Origin of the sequence: Brevibacillus humidisoli (genome assembly GCF_020923435.1) — a bacterium.
Lineage (GTDB): Bacteria > Bacillota > Bacilli > Brevibacillales > Brevibacillaceae > Brevibacillus_E > Brevibacillus_E humidisoli.
This window is the reverse complement of sequence record NZ_CP087263.1, coordinates 277,529-292,965: the sequence shown is the minus strand read 5'-3', so window position 1 is coordinate 292,965 and position 15,437 is coordinate 277,529. Positions and strand designations below refer to the sequence as shown.

At 47.6% G+C, this 15,437-nt stretch carries 18 protein-coding genes; 11 read left to right on the top strand and 7 right to left on the bottom strand.

All coding sequences use genetic code 11. From position 1 onward, the window contains the following. The first annotated feature begins 101 nt into the window (after positions 1–101). Positions 102–770: a TetR/AcrR family transcriptional regulator gene (locus LOK74_RS01480; protein ID WP_230044870.1), complete on the top strand. Its 669-nt coding sequence runs from the start codon at positions 102–104 to the stop codon at positions 768–770. A gap of 16 nt (positions 771–786) precedes the next feature. After that, positions 787–1,503, top strand: coding sequence for a type I methionyl aminopeptidase (map, locus tag LOK74_RS01475; protein ID WP_420908769.1), 717 nt, complete (start codon positions 787–789; stop codon positions 1,501–1,503). A gap of 13 nt (positions 1,504–1,516) precedes the next feature. Here the strand turns inward: map and LOK74_RS01470 are convergent, their stop codons facing one another. Beyond that, a complete protein-coding gene (locus LOK74_RS01470) occupies positions 1,517–2,095 on the bottom strand; it encodes a hypothetical protein (RefSeq protein WP_338148638.1) in 579 nt (192 codons plus the stop codon). Positions 2,096–2,252: 157 nt separating this feature from the next. After that, the gene (gene yhfH, locus LOK74_RS01465; protein WP_230044867.1) at positions 2,253–2,405 is read right to left on the bottom strand and encodes a protein YhfH; all 153 of its coding nucleotides are present in this window, start codon (positions 2,403–2,405) and stop codon (positions 2,253–2,255) included. 289 nt (positions 2,406–2,694) lie between these two features. Here yhfH and LOK74_RS01460 point away from each other — a divergent pair, with 289 nt between their 5' ends. Continuing rightward, positions 2,695–3,300, top strand: coding sequence for a YdcF family protein (locus LOK74_RS01460; RefSeq protein WP_230044866.1), 606 nt, complete (start codon positions 2,695–2,697; stop codon positions 3,298–3,300). Between the two features lie 104 nt (positions 3,301–3,404). Here the strand turns inward: LOK74_RS01460 and LOK74_RS01455 are convergent, their stop codons facing one another. Then, a complete protein-coding gene (locus LOK74_RS01455; RefSeq protein WP_230044864.1) occupies positions 3,405–3,746 on the bottom strand; it encodes a hypothetical protein in 342 nt (113 codons plus the stop codon). Positions 3,747–3,960: 214 nt separating this feature from the next. On the opposite strand from LOK74_RS01455, the gene rlmD reads away from it, so the two are divergent. Beyond that, positions 3,961–5,355, top strand: a complete 1,395-nt coding sequence (gene rlmD, locus LOK74_RS01450; RefSeq protein ID WP_230044862.1) for a 23S rRNA (uracil(1939)-C(5))-methyltransferase RlmD — start codon at positions 3,961–3,963, stop codon at positions 5,353–5,355. Here the strand turns inward: rlmD and LOK74_RS01445 are convergent. Continuing rightward, a complete protein-coding gene (locus LOK74_RS01445; protein ID WP_230044860.1) occupies positions 5,352–6,890 on the bottom strand; it encodes a recombinase family protein in 1,539 nt (512 codons plus the stop codon). The two genes, rlmD and LOK74_RS01445, sit on opposite strands and share 4 nt — an antisense overlap. Positions 6,891–7,130: 240 nt before the next feature. Here LOK74_RS01445 and LOK74_RS01440 point away from each other — a divergent pair, with 240 nt between their 5' ends. The 5 genes from LOK74_RS01440 to LOK74_RS01420 all read left to right on the top strand — a co-directional run bounded on the left by LOK74_RS01440 (position 7,131) and on the right by LOK74_RS01420 (position 10,676). Then, a complete protein-coding gene (locus LOK74_RS01440; RefSeq protein WP_230044852.1) occupies positions 7,131–7,313 on the top strand; it encodes a hypothetical protein in 183 nt (60 codons plus the stop codon). Next, positions 7,310–8,260, top strand: a complete 951-nt coding sequence (locus tag LOK74_RS01435) for a hypothetical protein (RefSeq protein WP_230044850.1) — start codon at positions 7,310–7,312, stop codon at positions 8,258–8,260. The genes LOK74_RS01440 and LOK74_RS01435 overlap by 4 nt, the downstream gene beginning before the upstream one ends. 153 nt (positions 8,261–8,413) lie before the next feature. Then, positions 8,414–9,052, top strand: a complete 639-nt coding sequence (locus tag LOK74_RS01430) for an HNH endonuclease (RefSeq protein WP_230044847.1) — start codon at positions 8,414–8,416, stop codon at positions 9,050–9,052. A gap of 5 nt (positions 9,053–9,057) precedes the next feature. Continuing rightward, positions 9,058–9,900, top strand: coding sequence for an abortive infection family protein (locus tag LOK74_RS01425; RefSeq protein ID WP_230044846.1), 843 nt, complete (start codon positions 9,058–9,060; stop codon positions 9,898–9,900). Positions 9,901–10,136: 236 nt separating this feature from the next. Continuing rightward, positions 10,137–10,676, top strand: coding sequence for a cupin domain-containing protein (locus LOK74_RS01420; RefSeq protein ID WP_230044845.1), 540 nt, complete (start codon positions 10,137–10,139; stop codon positions 10,674–10,676). Positions 10,677–10,905: 229 nt separating this feature from the next. On the opposite strand, the gene LOK74_RS01415 is transcribed toward LOK74_RS01420, so the two are convergent. The 3 genes from LOK74_RS01415 to LOK74_RS01410 form a co-directional block, all read right to left on the bottom strand. Next, a complete protein-coding gene (locus LOK74_RS01415) occupies positions 10,906–11,763 on the bottom strand; it encodes an MFS transporter (protein ID WP_338148637.1) in 858 nt (285 codons plus the stop codon). 68 nt (positions 11,764–11,831) lie between these two features. After that, positions 11,832–12,122: an MFS transporter gene (locus tag LOK74_RS24145; protein ID WP_338148636.1), complete on the bottom strand. Its 291-nt coding sequence runs from the start codon at positions 12,120–12,122 to the stop codon at positions 11,832–11,834. 206 nt (positions 12,123–12,328) lie between these two features. After that, entirely contained in the window at positions 12,329–13,312 is a 984-nt protein-coding gene (locus LOK74_RS01410) for a helix-turn-helix transcriptional regulator (protein WP_230044843.1), read from the bottom strand. 218 nt (positions 13,313–13,530) lie between these two features. Here LOK74_RS01410 and LOK74_RS01405 point away from each other — a divergent pair, with 218 nt between their 5' ends. Both LOK74_RS01405 and LOK74_RS01400 read left to right on the top strand, forming a co-directional pair. Further along, positions 13,531–14,358, top strand: a complete 828-nt coding sequence (locus LOK74_RS01405; protein WP_230044841.1) for a MerR family transcriptional regulator — start codon at positions 13,531–13,533, stop codon at positions 14,356–14,358. Positions 14,359–14,383: 25 nt separating this feature from the next. Further along, positions 14,384–15,406: a serine hydrolase domain-containing protein gene (locus LOK74_RS01400; RefSeq protein WP_230044840.1), complete on the top strand. Its 1,023-nt coding sequence runs from the start codon at positions 14,384–14,386 to the stop codon at positions 15,404–15,406. Positions 15,407–15,437 lie beyond the last annotated feature (31 nt).

Genomic DNA, 15,437 nt, shown 5'->3' with positions numbered 1-15,437 from the left:
ACGGTTATTCTGGGCACACTTGATAGATGGAGATATCCGGATTATAATAAAATGAAGTTTTTTATCAACATGTCAGAATGTCAAAAAATGAGGTGACCCCTATGACCCCCCGGACCAAAGAGCAAAATGAGGAAATCCGAAAGCGGCGGATCTATCAGATACGTCATACTGCCGCAGAAGTCTATTTGGAAAAAGGCATGCGGATGGAGATGGGCGATGTGGCCAAAAAAGCCGGCTTGGGACGAGGTACCATCTACCATTACTACAACAACAAGCTCACCTTGTTGGAAGAGCTGCTCGATGACGCGTATACAGAAGCGTGCAGCATTACGCAGACTGCGTTTCCACCAGCAGAAGATCCGCTGATCTGCTTGGAGCGGTACGCCAAACGTCTGCTCACTGCATGGCTGGAAAAGCCTTTTATCTTTGTTCTGTATCAACACTTCTTCCAGCCCGTTGAGCCCCTGCCGCTTAGGAACCGGGAACAACTACTGCACAATGTTCATCACCATCTCTACTCTCCCGTAGTAAGGACGATCGAAACAGGGATCAGAACCGGTCGATTGGCTTCTGCTGATGCGGAGAGGAGCGCCCGCATCTTCTTCGGTTCGCTCGTCGGCACCGCTAGCTGCTATCTGTTGAAAAACAGCATGTTGGAAGCGCCAAGCGATTCCCGTTGGATGGATGATCTCGTCTGTCTGCTGCACAAAGGGTTGCGGACAAAATCAGAAGAAAAAGGAGTAGCTTGCGGTGATTACTTTGAAAAGTAAAAGAGAGATAGAACAAATGCATGAGGCGGGGAAACTATTGGCACAATGCCATCAGACAATCGCCCAAATGATACGGCCGGGGATTACGACGTGGGAGATTGATGCGTTTGTAGACAGGTTTTTGGCCAAGCACGGTGCTAAACCAGAACAAAAAGGGTATCGGGGGTACCAATATGCCACATGTGCCTCTGTCAATGATGAGGTGTGCCACGGCTTCCCGAGACGCAAACGGCTGGAGAACGGGGATATCGTGACCATCGACATGGTCGTCAATCTGCACGGAGCGCTAGTGGATTCTGCCTGGACCTACGCGGTCGGCACCCTCTCCGATCAGGCCGCTCATTTGCTCACGGTTACAAAAACAGCTCTTTACAAGGGCATTGAACAAGCCGTGGCCGGCAATCGTCTCGGCGACATCGGGCATGCGATTCAACAATATGTAGAGGCAGAAGGCTTCTCTGTTGTCAGGGATTTCACAGGACATGGTATTGGCCCCACGATCCACGAAGACCCGGACGTTTTTCACTATGGCAAACCGGGCAAGGGATTGCGTCTCAAAGAAGGGATGGTGTTTACCATCGAGCCAATGGTAAATGTCGGTGCCTGGCAGTGCAAAATGGATGACAATGGTTGGACGGCCCGGACAGCCGACGGCACACTCTCTGCACAGTATGAACATACAATCGCGATCACAAAAGGCGGGCCGCTGATCCTGACCGAACAAACCAGGTAAGCAAACAGCTGTCTCAACTGCCGCCCATCCCGTCGCGCAGGCGGGCAACCGAAGCGACACAGTGTTCTACCAGTTCATACAAGTCTTCAATGTTCCCTTCGCCAATCTTGCGATGAAAATCAAGCGTCACCTTGTTCTCGTAGCGTTCCGGGGGCCACAGCGACGACCTGTGCTCATCCAGCCGTGTACCGATATACTGGGTGATATGTGGTCGATCCCCCCAGATGCCGTCCAGGACAGAGGTGATCCACCGCGTCTCCCGGTTCCAGTCGGCTACGTGCAACATAAAATGAACACAGATCGTACAACCGATCTGTTCGGCGACCGGCATTTCCAACTGCTCGGAGGCAATATCGAGCAGTGTGGTTCTCAACGCAATCTGAGCAGATACAGCGTCCTTCTTTTCCTTATCCTCGGCCAGACAAAACGTGATCCTGTACTCACGACCATACGCAGCCAGATCGACCAGATCGGCACGAGCCGTCACCGCGATTTGTCCAGCCAAGTCACGGTCATAGACCGCTCCTTCCAAGACTACTTTTATATTGTCAAAGATGATTGGATCAAACATGGGCTGCCCCTCTCGCATCATTGCATTCTACCCCCTAGCATGCCCACTTTTCACTGTTTTTGCAAGCAAGAAAGCGCGCAAAAAAAATCACCGCCCATACTCCTGCGGAGTGTGAATGGTGATGCCGTCATCTGGTGCCATCTCACTTGTGCTCGTGATCCATCTGTGGTTGGAGAGATCATCTTCCCCGGCTAAGTTTGTCTTCTGGTGCCTGTTCACTGCAGTGAAAACATTCTGTCGCATATGATTCTGCCTGTTCCACGATCACATTGCCGCAAACGGAACAACATTTCTTCTGCAACGTCGCAAAAAACTCACTTACTGCCATCATCTCGCTCGCCCCCCTACAACGCTTGTTGCTGTTGATTGTAATACAACAGAATAAAAGGAACAAAACTTGTTATACGACATCCTGATCCGTTTTCTGCTTGATGCTATCGTTCTCTTCTTCTTGCTTCTTCATTCTCTGTATCATAACTTTCCACCATCTATTTATTCTGTTATAAAACAAACAGCTTCACTCATCGAAAACAAGGGATTTGCCCAGCTTCGCAGAATGGTATGAGGAGGGTAACGCCAGTTCCCCTTTTGGCCAGAACAAGAGCAAAGGGTTGGGCATCATGCATGAGATGAAAAAATCACGCTACTATAAGACCGGCTTTGTCATACTTGTCCTGATCGCCGCCTTTGTTGGTTATGCAGCGGTCGATATCTTGTCATTTCGTACCAAGAACCAGCTGGTTAAAACGGACGCAGCTATTGTACTGGGTGCAGCCGTTTGGGGGGATCAGCCCTCACCTGTTTTCAAGGAACGAATCAATCACGCGATCTGGCTCTATCGCAACGGCTACGTGCATCACCTCATCTTTACCGGCAGCAGAGCTGACCCGTCGCAACCTGCCGAATCAGAAGCAGCTCGCACGTATGCGATCAGCCATCAGGTTTCGCCTGCAGATATCCTCATCGAGACAAAATCAAGAACTACAGAAGAAAACTTGCAGTACGCCTATGCGATAGCCACCGAAAACGGGCTGCACACTTTTACGATCGTCAGCGATCCTTTGCATATGAAGCGTTCCATCACGATAGCTGAGCAGGTAGGGATGGAGGTGTACGCTTCCCCCACGCCAACCTCTGCATACAAAAGCTTGCGCACCCAACTCCCCTTTTTCCTGCGGGAATTGTTTTTCTACACAGGGTACCTGCTCACCCTTCCCTTCCGCTGAATCGGCTGGTAAAAACAAAAAAGCTGTCGTCCTCGCTTTCGGACAACAGCTTTTTTGCACGTGCCAACAGCAGCAACGGCCTGAGCGGCCGACTGTCTGGTCTTTTAGACGGCTTCGTAAATTTCTTCGTAACGCTTGCTGATTTCCTCATCGGACAAGCCGAGCTCACGCAGCCGTCTGATCAGCGCAGAAGCCCAAATCGATGAGCGCTCTTCCATCTTTTTGTACTTCTTGGTTTCCTTGGTACGGCGTTTCCCGCGATCTTCACTGTTCGACTTGATGTTATCCAGGATGAACAACATGTGCAGTGTCTCATCCTCATTGAGGTTCGCCCAGTTGTCATTCAGGAAGGCGACCACGTCTTTATAGTAACTGTCGAACTCTTCAAAAGTAATCTCCGTATCCATGTTCAGATATTCCTTCATCTTGTCAAACAATGCCTGCATCCTCTGTCACAACTCCCTCATATTTCTCTGCCCCATTATAACAAAAAGGGGTCGAGGGAGGAAGATTGTCCTGTATATGCAATTGCTGCCTTCGACGATTCAGCATGGAGTGGCTGTGAGCTGATGATGCATGATTGAGCAACACGCCATTGGATGAGAATTCTCCCGGGAAGCGGTATAATAAACGGGATCATGCCTTGAGGTGGTGCAGCGTATGAAACAATCCCGGAAGCAACATGATGTGAACATCGGTGTCGGCCAACAACTGACGCTAACGATAAAAAACCTTGGAATCAACGGCGAAGGGATCGGGTACTACAAGCGAAAGATCGTCTTCGTCGACGGAGCCCTCCCGGGGGAAGTGGTGCGAGCCGAGGTGACAAGGTCAGAAAGAAAGTACGCGGCTGCCCGACTGCTGAAAGTGCTGGAGCAGTCACCTGAGCGGATCGAGCCACCCTGCCCGCTCTACCACGAATGCGGCGGCTGCAGTCTGCAGCATCTCGATTACCAGGCACAGTTGGTGAGCAAACAAGCGCTTGTCGAGGAGTCCCTGCGCAAATACGCTGGTTTAGAGCATCCGCCTGTCGCTGAGACGATTGGGATGGAACACCCGTGGGATTACCGCAACAAAGCGCAGTTTCAAGTCGGACAAAAAAGCGGCAAGCTGATCGCCGGCCTCTATAAACCAGGCAGTCACGAATTGGTCAACCTCTCGGACTGCCCGATCCAGCACCAAGAGACCAACCGCATCGTTGCCAAGGCGCGTGAGATCATGGAGAAGCTGCAGATCCCCGCCTATGATGAACGGAAGAGGAGCGGCGTCGTTCGTACCATCGTAGCCAGAGTGGCCTTTGCCACCGGTGAAGCGCAGCTTACACTGGTCACCGCCGTACCCGCGATCCCTCGCGTCAAAGAACTGATTCTGGAGCTGCGTTATCAGATCCCTTCGCTGGTCAGCATCGTACAGAACGTCAATCCTCAAAAGACATCGCTCGTATTTGGCAGCACGACAAATACACTGTGGGGCAAGCCTTCCATTGTGGAGAAACTGGGAACCCTCTCGTTTGACCTGTCTGCCCGGGCCTTTTTTCAGTTAAATCCGTCACAAACCATCAAGCTTTATGACGAAGTGAAGAAAGCTGCCCAGCTAACCGGGCGCGAGTTGGTCTTTGATCTCTACTGCGGCACCGGCACGATCGGACTCTGGCTGGCGCCTTTTGCCAAAGAGGTACGCGGAATCGAAATCATTCCAGAAGCAGTGGAGGATGCGCGGAAGAACGCTGAGCAAAACAATATCGCGAATATCAGCTTCCACACTGGAAAGGCAGAGGTGTTGATGCCCAAATGGGCGAAACAGGGACTCAAACCTGATCTGGTCGTCGTCGATCCGCCGCGAACCGGCCTCGACGCCGCCTTGATCGATACCTTGCTCGCTGTCCGTCCAGAGCGGATCGTCTATGTCTCATGCAACCCTTCCACATTAGGCAAAGATGTGGGCCGCCTGCTCGCTGCCTACGATTTGCGCAACGTGCAGCCGATTGACATGTTTCCGCATACGGCACATGTAGAGTGTGTAATATTGATGACATTAAAGGGAGCTTCGAGTTAAGCCCCCTTCAACATCGGATTCTTGAAGTTGTAATGAATTTCAATGCGTCCATCTTCATAGACGAGTACCTTGTCTATAAGCTTGTGCAGCACTTGTCGGAGTGTTTCTTCATCAGGAAGCTCCAACTGGGCAAATTGTTGTATTTCCCTCTGAAAGGCACTGAGACTCGTCTCGGTGTCTTTTTCCTTGGAGAGCAGTTCTTCCAGTTCCATTTTTCTTTGGAGTAATGACTTGTAGTCTTTATCAATGAACTGGAATTGATCTTCATATGTCGCCTGGTCGATAACTTGGCGGGTGAGGAGTCGCAATAACTCGTTCTTCTCCCGTCTAACCGACTCAAGCTCCCGTAGGATTCGTTGAAGTTCCTCTGTTGCGCTAGCCATTTTATTCCCTGCCCTTTTTAGTGCAAGCTGTACAAGTGACTTCATATTGAGGGAGTTGGACGCAAGCTCTCGAATATCCGTAAGTACTTTCTCTTTTAGCAGCTCATGCTTGATGTAATGCTTCGTACACTTCCTGCTTCCGTTCTTCTTGTACGTTGCACAGATATAACCTTTTCTGTCATGCATATAGTTTAACCCCGCACCGCAATCTGGGCAGAAAGCAAGGCGGGCAAAGAGTGACTTGTTTCCACGACCTCTAAATACTTTCTCCGCTTTTTTGTTAATCTTCTCTTGGACGGCTTCAAATTCTTCTTTGGTTATAAGAGCTTCATGGGCATTGGGAACAATTATCCATTTATTTTCCTCAATCTCAATCCGCTTCTTATACCCTCTCTGTTGGTTGTATACCTTGTCCTTGAAGTCTACCTTCGACCGCCCTTGAACAAGGTCTCCCGTGTAATTAGGGTTCTTCAAGATGATCTTTACCGCCGTATCATGCCATTTGTCTCCTGCATTTTTCGCACCCAATACGGAGCGGGGGGTGGGGATGTTGTGAGCGTTTAGATAGTTGGCAATCTTTTGCATCCCCCATCCTTCCACGAGATACAGACGGAATATCAGCTTCACAGTAGGAGCATGTATTGGGTTAGGAACGAGCTTTCCCCTAATCTTGTCGTAACCATAAGGCGGGGTACCGTGAAACACCCCTTTCCGTGACTTCTCGGCAATGCCAAAGCTAACATTCGTTGAAATATCTTCACTCTGGCTTTGTGCCAGCATAGAGAAGATAGTTAACCTCAGTTCACCATCATCCTCAGACGAATTGTAACCGTCTTTTGCCGATATTACAGTTACTCCAAGACTCTTTAGCTTCCTGACAAGGGTCAGAGAGTCAACGGTATCCCTAGCCCAACGAGAAATTGATTTAATCAGAACAACGTCAAACTCTCCCCGCTCAGCATCCTTCATGAGCTTTTGGAGTTGCTCCCTTTTCACGATACTTGTTCCGCTTTTACCCTCATCGGCATAAATTTGAACGAGTTCCCATCCTTTTTCCTTTATGAAGTTTTCAAAGAACGATACCTGATTTTCCAAACTGTCTTTTTGACTATCCAAACCTGTACTTACTCGGGCATAAACCGCACATCTCATATAAATCTCCTCCTGCTTCGATCTATACGAGACGCACTACCAACTGTTAAGGGATTGTAGCACTTAACTCCCCGATCTGGAAGTCGTATAGAGAAAACGAAAATATTTTTTGATTTTCCGTACAAGCACCCCCCCCCAGTGTCTAGCATTTAGCACTGCCAAGCCATTAGGAGCGGGGACGTTGCGTTACCAATAGGAAATTTTTTACTAACTTTGGTGCGGAATGGAGGAGGAAGAGTGATGAGTCAAGTAACGAGAGTGTTTAGTGACACTGGAAGCATACAGGATTTGATGGAATCGGCTATCCTATCCTACTGGAATATAGAGAAGAGGAAAAACGACTCTGGCGGCGGGGAGAAAGAGAATACTGTAACACCATCAACAACTACACCAAATTTGAATACAGCAACTGATGAGCCATGATTGATACAGTCAGAATGTACGGAGACTATCACATCGATTACAACAAGATAGATTCCCTGCCATGGACTCACACTTATACTTTTGAGCATCAAGAAGATATAGGGATGCTTGGAGAAGTGCGAGAGTATAAAAAGAAAGACTCGCCGCTCTACATTAAATACTCTGTTGATACTCGCCGCTTAGTTGTTGAGGTCTCCATTCCGAAGTTTTTATACGGGAACAACATAACGATGATTACGGATGGTGATATACCGATTTTCTTCCGTAAGCTGAACAATTATCTTTGGGACAATTTCTATCTTCTCCCCCGCCATGATTCGGCGTATTGGATAGTGACACGCATGGACGTATGCTGGAATTTCCAAGTGGGCGGGGCGGTCAGGGAGTACATTGATGTATTCGGACAAATACACATCCCAAAGTATACGACTAGAGTTTACGGTGATAGAGAGACCGTGGAATGGATGAACAAAAGTATAAGAATGAGCTTTTACGACAAGGAACGGGAGCTAATAGCAAGAAAAGGCTCTAAAGAGATCATTGAATCTGCCAGAGGGGTGTTACGATTTGAGTGTAACGTCAGGAACAGCAACCAACTCAAGAAATATAGCATGAACAGATGGGCGGGGGAGCTATTGTGTGGGAAGGTTGCCAAGCAAATACTAGCAACCTATTTACAGCGTATAGGTGTAGACAAAGCATTGCCAACCTCCAATACATTTGAACAGGCAAAACAGCTTATAGATGCCTATGGAGTAGTAAAAGCTGAGCAATTGATGGGGTTTCTTTTGATGAACGATCTATATGGACAGGAGTTTGTCAGAAAGAGTTATACAACTTCAACATTGACGAGAAGGATGGATGATTTGAAAAAAGCAGGGATAGCTCCTTTCTTTTCAGATAAAGAGCTACCCCCACTTGATCTCAGTTTCTTGAAATTGTCATAGTTTCGCTTTCCCAATTGTGCCTAGAAATCGGTGCGTGGTGCGATTTCTAGGCATTTTTTAAGTATTAAAAGCGCACCAATACACACTATTTCCAATATAAAGGAATTTATATTACCATAGTATTAGTTCATGTTTTGGAGAGGATGATATTTTGTGCCGCAACCAAGACCTTGGTTGGATGAAATAGTTGATGCTCTTAGGGAATTAGGGGGAGAAGGAACACTAGAAGATATTTACACTAGGATATTTGATCGAGGAATAATGGACTTTGCCTCCAACCCATTTTGGAAAGATCGTGTAAGAGGAACTATTTATCAATATTCTAGTGATTGTGATGTATATAACGGAAAAAGAGATATCTTTTATTCGGTAAGCGGGAAAGGGAAAGGACAATGGGGGCTGCGGGACTTTGAACCATCCGAAAACAATGTTAATTTGACTGAAGATGATGAGGTCTTTGCAGAAGGCAAGAAGAAACTACGGCAACATATTTACAGAGAAAGAAACCCGCGGCTCATCAGGATAGCAAAGGAAAGATTCAAAGCCAATCATGGCGGACGTCTCTATTGTGAAGTCTGTGGGTTCGACTTTTATAGAGTTTATGGGGAAATCGGACAAGATTACATTGAGGGACATCACACAATTCCCATCTCTGAGCTTAAAGATGGAGATGTGACTAAAGTAGAAGATATTGCTTTGGTATGTTCAAATTGTCATAGAATGCTTCACAGGAAAAGACCTTGGTTAACAAAAGCTCAACTACAATCATTAATGAATGAAGTAAGGAGATGATATGATTGAAAGTCTCGGAGCGTACGATACAAGCAATAGGTCAGATAGTTACTGGCGACAACGGCATTTCTTTTTATAGGTCAGGCCCAGAATTGGTTCGATTTTTTAATGAATTAGGGTTTGACGATACATATGGAAAGGGATTTCCATCAAGATGGTATTATGCAGAACAGAATATCCGTTCAATCAATGGAACGGTTTCCCTCGTTCAGTTATTAGAATTACAACTGGATCCAAGACAATACATTGGCAGAGAGGACATGCTTGAAGCAATTGTTACACACCTGAATAATTATTTGAAGTTCGATGGGTACGAACTGGTTAAGGTCATTGATTTTTACAAAGTAAAAGAAATAAAAGGCTCCATTGTGGAACTAGAGGTTAGGAGTCAAGAATTGGTGGAGATTAACCAGCTATTTATCGTTGAGCAGATACAGAAATGTGATCACAAAATTCTCACAGGCGACTATGACGGAGCAATAACCAATGCTCGTTCACTTGTTGAAGCCGTATTGATTGAGATAGAAAAAAAGCGAGATTCCAAAGCGCCAGAATATGATGGAGACTTAATCAAGCTTTACAAAAGGGTTCAGAAGTTATTAAACCTTGAACCATCAAGAAAAGACATATCTGAGCCCCTAAAGCAAGTTTTGAGCGGATTAAATAGTATAGTAACTGGCTTATCTGGGATACGGAATAAAATGAGCGATTCGCATGTAATAACATATAAACCATCAAAACACCATGCAAAATTGGCAGTTAATTCAGCAAAAACCTTTGCTGACTTTATCTTTGAAACATTTGAATTTCAGAGGGAAAAGGGACTCATTGAAGTCAGTAGCTCATAGTTGGTAGTGCATCTCGGTTGTTCTAATTGCACACTTTAGTCATGTGGAGTGCTGTTCGCTGTTAGTGCGAAAGGACAAATACGGGGATGCATTGGCGTAAATAGCAAAGAGGGGCGGCGAACCCCTCTTTTTTCAATGTTGTAAACCAGTGGACTTTTGCCCATTTTGCTTACCTGTAACTGGGCAGTTGAATAGGATAAATGGTCAAGAAGAAAATCACTGAGAGGAGCATGATTATGTATTCTAATTCATGGTATCACCATCATTGGTATAATCCAATGCAATGCTACTGGAATAACAAATGGGGTTATGATTGGAATCCCCATTATTACAACCGGAACAACTACTACCATAATCCTTATGGAAACATCCCATTACACGATTATGGAACAAGGCCATTTGTAGTAAATATCGACCAAGCAGCCAAGCAAAACAACAATTATCGCACCGCTCTATGGACAGGGAAATATCTTCAAGTGACCTTGATGAGTATTAATGTTGGTGAAGACATAGGTTTAGAAGTCCATCCGACAACTGACCAATTCATACGGATTGAAGAAGGTCAGGCACTTGTTCAAATGGGTGATAGCAGTGATAGCATTGATTTTCAAGTAATGGCTTACGACGACTACGCAATTATGATACCTGCTGGAAAATGGCACAATGTAATCAATACAGGTAATCGCCCTCTTAAAGTTTACGTTATCTACGCCCCACCTGAGCATCCATATGGTACAGTTCATGAAACGAAAGCAATCGCTCAAGGAACGAGGTAAGTAAATTCTAGCCGCCCATAAGAGGCGGTTATTTACGTCCGACACGTATTTCAGGAATATTTCATAGAAATATAGTAGTCAAGTCATGTGGAGTGTACAGTGTTACTTACCTCAAAAGGGGCGAACGATTAAATGCTGTGAGCATTCTTTTTCTCAACCGATTTCCATTTGTCAAATGTTTCGTCCGTAAAACACTGTCAATCACCGGTTGGACAATATTTGCCATCATCTATGAATTGTTGTCGCTAAAAGCGGGTGCGGCCTCCCGGGCTTTCTGCGGGAGCGCCCGCCTGCGAATCAGCGCAAAGGACAAGGCGATCATCAAGGCAACGGCGAAACCGTACGGAAGATGCTTGTCAATCTGATACAAACCGGTGTTCAGCAAAGGGGGCACAACCGCGGCTATCCCTTGAATCATGCCGACCAGACCGGCGATGCCGCCTTGTTGTTCGGACGTGACGGCAAATGACGCACCCGTCATGATCCCCGGCATCATCAATCCCGCACCGACCCCAAACAGAAAGTAAGCCACGTAATACATGGACAACTTGGCAACAAATAACATGATCAGAAAGCTCAGAACGAGTAGCAGCGCTCCCCACAAAATCTGCGATTGCGGCTCAAGCTTTGACCGCTTCATCAACACCCCCTGCGTGGCGCTCATGGAAAATCCGCAAATCATCAATCCGAAGGAAACGAAGCGAGCAGTCTCCTGCGTGGTGAGCAACAACTGGACCTGAAAATAAAAGCCGCCGACGACCTGCAAGGATACGATGCAAAGACTGATCGCCAGACCCGACAGCAAATAGATGCGGAGTCCCCGCTTCAATGGGTTGATGCGAGGCGGACGCTCATGGATTACAGCCTTGCGTTTCGGTACAACGAGCATCACCGCCACGAACGCGACGACAGGCAACAGCGCTCCGATATACAGCGGCCAGATCAGACCGATCAGCGCGAAGGCTCCCGCGATCGCCGGTCCGAGCACGAGCCCGAGTCCGTTGGCCGCGCCCATCAGAGCCATTCCCGCCGATCGGCCGTGTTCGTCCGTCACGTCGGCCATATACGCCTGAGCGGAAGAAGGCACCGCGGCGGGAATGAACGCGCCGACCAGCGTTCTCGCAGCCACAAGCAAAACGAGGAGAAGGCCTCCGCTCAACAGACGCGAAGTCCCGCGTACATGACAGCGGTAAAGAACGCATAGCTGACGAACATCCCGGCGAAGCCCGCGAGAATCATCTGTCTTCTGCCGAACCGGTCACTCCATCTGCCCCATAACGGCGACATGACGGCCATGGAGACCGAGCCAAGCGAGATGATGATCCCCGAATGCATCTCGCTCAGACCTAATTCCCGTATGAGCGGAGGCATCACGGGGGCGATAATCATCAACCCAACCATCGCAACGAATACGCTGAAAAACATGCCGAACCGAATTCTTCCCATCTGTTTGTCCCTCCAGTAACCCGGCTGCAGACGGCTTTGGAAGCGGGAATACGCTGCCACTTCTCACCCCTCTCGAATAAATATGATTATCATTCTCGTTAAAAGAGGGCAAAAGAAGCGCCGCACTGCGCCTTCATACCTTCATCGTACAGAACGGGACATCGCTCTGCCGCCCCTGGACGGATCTTCTTAAACGGTCGGCGGATTTATCGATTCGTCGCGATCAGCCACTGTCCCCGCCTCTGACATTCGCTCGGATTGTAACCAAATGTCCGGCGGTAGGCAGATGCAAAGTGGCTCAGATTCACGTAGCCGACGCAGGCAGCAGCCTGACTGACGTTGGCTTTGCCCGCCTCCAGCAAACGGCGCGCCTCGTTCATCCTCAAATGCCGGATATAGCCGAACACCGTCGTGCCGAACAGCTCCTTGAAGCCTCGCTTCAGCTTGTAATCGTTGATGCCCACCGACCGCGCCAGTTCCAGCAAGCCGGGAGGTGTTCTCCAACTGCGCGTAAGGATCTCGCGAGCGCGTTGCAGGCAGCGGATATCGTCCGCGGACAGTCCGATGCGAGCTCGTCCAGTCATACCGGCCAACTCGAATTGAGCGAGGTGACTGGCAAGCAGTTCGTAACATTTGCCTTCGAGATACAGTTGCCGCAACGCTCCGATGTAAGCGCAGTCCCGTAATTGCTCGAACAGCTTAGCAACCTGTGGGTTACCGGCCAATTGCCGGCTGAAGAACTGTCCGGACGCCGTGAGCCGCAGCTCCGTCACCATAGCTTCGAAATGACGCAAATCGAATCGAACCTCCAGATGGGACAAATGCTCATCCGGACCGAGCTCCGCACCCACCCGGTGATCCGCCATGTATACGAGAGTCGAGACGCCGGGAGCTAATTCGAGGGCCGGTGCGCCTTCTCCCGACCAACTGCCTCGACCGGATAGCGTGTAGGAAAATTCGAGATGAGGATACATCGTCTGGCAGCGGAGCGGCAGCTGCTTAGTCAGGACGCCTTCGAACGCGCTGATCTCCAGCCCACCGCGCAAGCAGGTACGGTTCACTGTAGCTGAGCCGAACGGAAGCGGCAGCTCGTACAAACACTGGTTTCTGGCCCGATTTTCTTCCAATAGCCGAACGTTGGGACTCTCGTACAACGAGTCCAAACTATGCGTTTTCACTTGAATATTCAAACTATCCCCTCCCTTCACCGTCGTCATGTCTAAATTTTATGTCCGTTATGCAGTTAAATCTTCTACAATACATGAGCAAAAGTCAACGCACGAGTCTGCTATATTATTTTTGCATTTGACTTTGCCCTTAGGGAAAGGTGTATTAGTTAGTATGGAAGCAAGCATCGATATGTCATTACTTGGAGTCCGTATAAAACAAAAGAAGTGGAGGTGGCCTCTTGCTATCGATTGGAGAATTCTCAAAGATGTGTGGAGTCTCTACAAAAACGCTACGATATTATGATGAGATTGGATTAATGAATCCTGATCAGATTAAGCCTGAAAACGGCTATAGGTATTATTCCGTCAAGCAACTAAAAAAGATGCTCTTTATCAACCGTTTGAAATCTTATCATTTTTCTCTGGAAGAAATCAAAGCGATTTTGGAATGGGAAGAGGATCAATCGGAAGAGCAGCTTTATTCTACCCTTACTCGCAAGAGAAGAGAAATACAGGAAAAGCTAAGGGCTTTTCAGTATACCCTAAAACAAATCAGCAATGAGATTTTACATGTAGAGAAGGGTTTACCCATTATGTCTCACCTTGACCATATCAAAGTACAACTCGTTGAAACCCAGCCAATCCATATTCTTTATAGGCGTCAGATGATTGGTAGTGATGACGATGCTCCAGGATATGAAAAGTATTTTAGCAGGCTATACGAAAAGATGGCGAAAGAAAAACTCACCTTGCTTGGTACGCCCATGACTATTTATCACAGTCCCGAACACAATCCTGAGGGCAACGATACAGAGTTTGCCATCCCTATAGAGGAAGCGGTAAAAGGAACTAGATTGTTCCCCGGAGGTCTTTGTGCGAAGTCTGTGCTACAGGGTTCCTATTCAGAATTGACATCAGTATATGCCAAGCTGATGGAATGGATAGATCAAGAAGGATACGAATTGGCGGCATCACCATATGAAGTATATGTAACCGACCCCAATCAAGCCACTGTTCCTGAGGATATTGTGACCGAGGTGTATTTTCCTGTACAGAGAAAATCGTGACAAAAATAACCCGGAGGTATATATGATGGAAAGATCCTACTGGCCCACTACCCAGTGGCAAGCAGCCGACCCAACAGACCTGGGAATGGACCCGGTAAAGCTCTTGAAACTGGATCCTATGATCCAATCTGGATATAGTAATGTGAACGGTATGATCGTTGTGCGCAACGGCTATGTTGCCTTTGAAAAATATTATAACGGTTACGGTCCGGATGATCCGCACCATGTAGCATCTGTAACCAAAAGTATTATATCTGCGCTCATTGGCATTGCCATAGATAAGGGCCATATCAAAAGCGGAGACCAGAAGGTACTGGATTTTTTTCCAGATTACATATCACATACTGCTGATAGACAGAAAAAAGAAATTACCATACGCCATCTGCTCACCATGACAGTACCATATCCATTTGAGGACTGGCATGAACCACTAGACAAGTTGTGCAAACAGCCAGACTGGGTAGCCTACACTATTGATAGGATGGGCCAAAAAGGAAAACTAGGCGCGTTTAAGTATGCTACCGCAGGGGCACACCTGCTTTCTGCGATTATCACTCGCAGCACAGGTAAAAGCGCCCGCGAGTTTGCCAACGAGCATTTATTCAGCCCTATTGGCATGAAAAAAATCCCCGATTATAAAATGAAATCATTTGGGTTTGATGACTTATTCGGGAAAAACGTGAAAGGCTGGGTTGCAGACCCAACGGGCAATTCCACTGGAGGATGGGGAGTGACGCTAACTCTCCGTGATATGGCGCGTCTTGGCTTTCTCTATTTAAATCATGGTTTTTGGGAGCATAATCAGATTATTTCAGGCGCATGGACCCTTGAATCAACATCGATGAACCCCAATAAATATGGTTATCTGTGGTGGCTGCACGAAGAAGACGGAGTTTTTGCCTACTTGGCAATGGGAGATGGCGGTAATGTTATTTGCTGTATTCCAGAAAAAGACCTAGTAGTAGCCATCGCCTCAACAATCATCATGCACCCCAGGGATAGGTGGCCGCTGATTAAGGAATGTATTATCCCGGCTTTTATCACCTAAACCTCCCTGATCGCAACACTAGACCATCCAA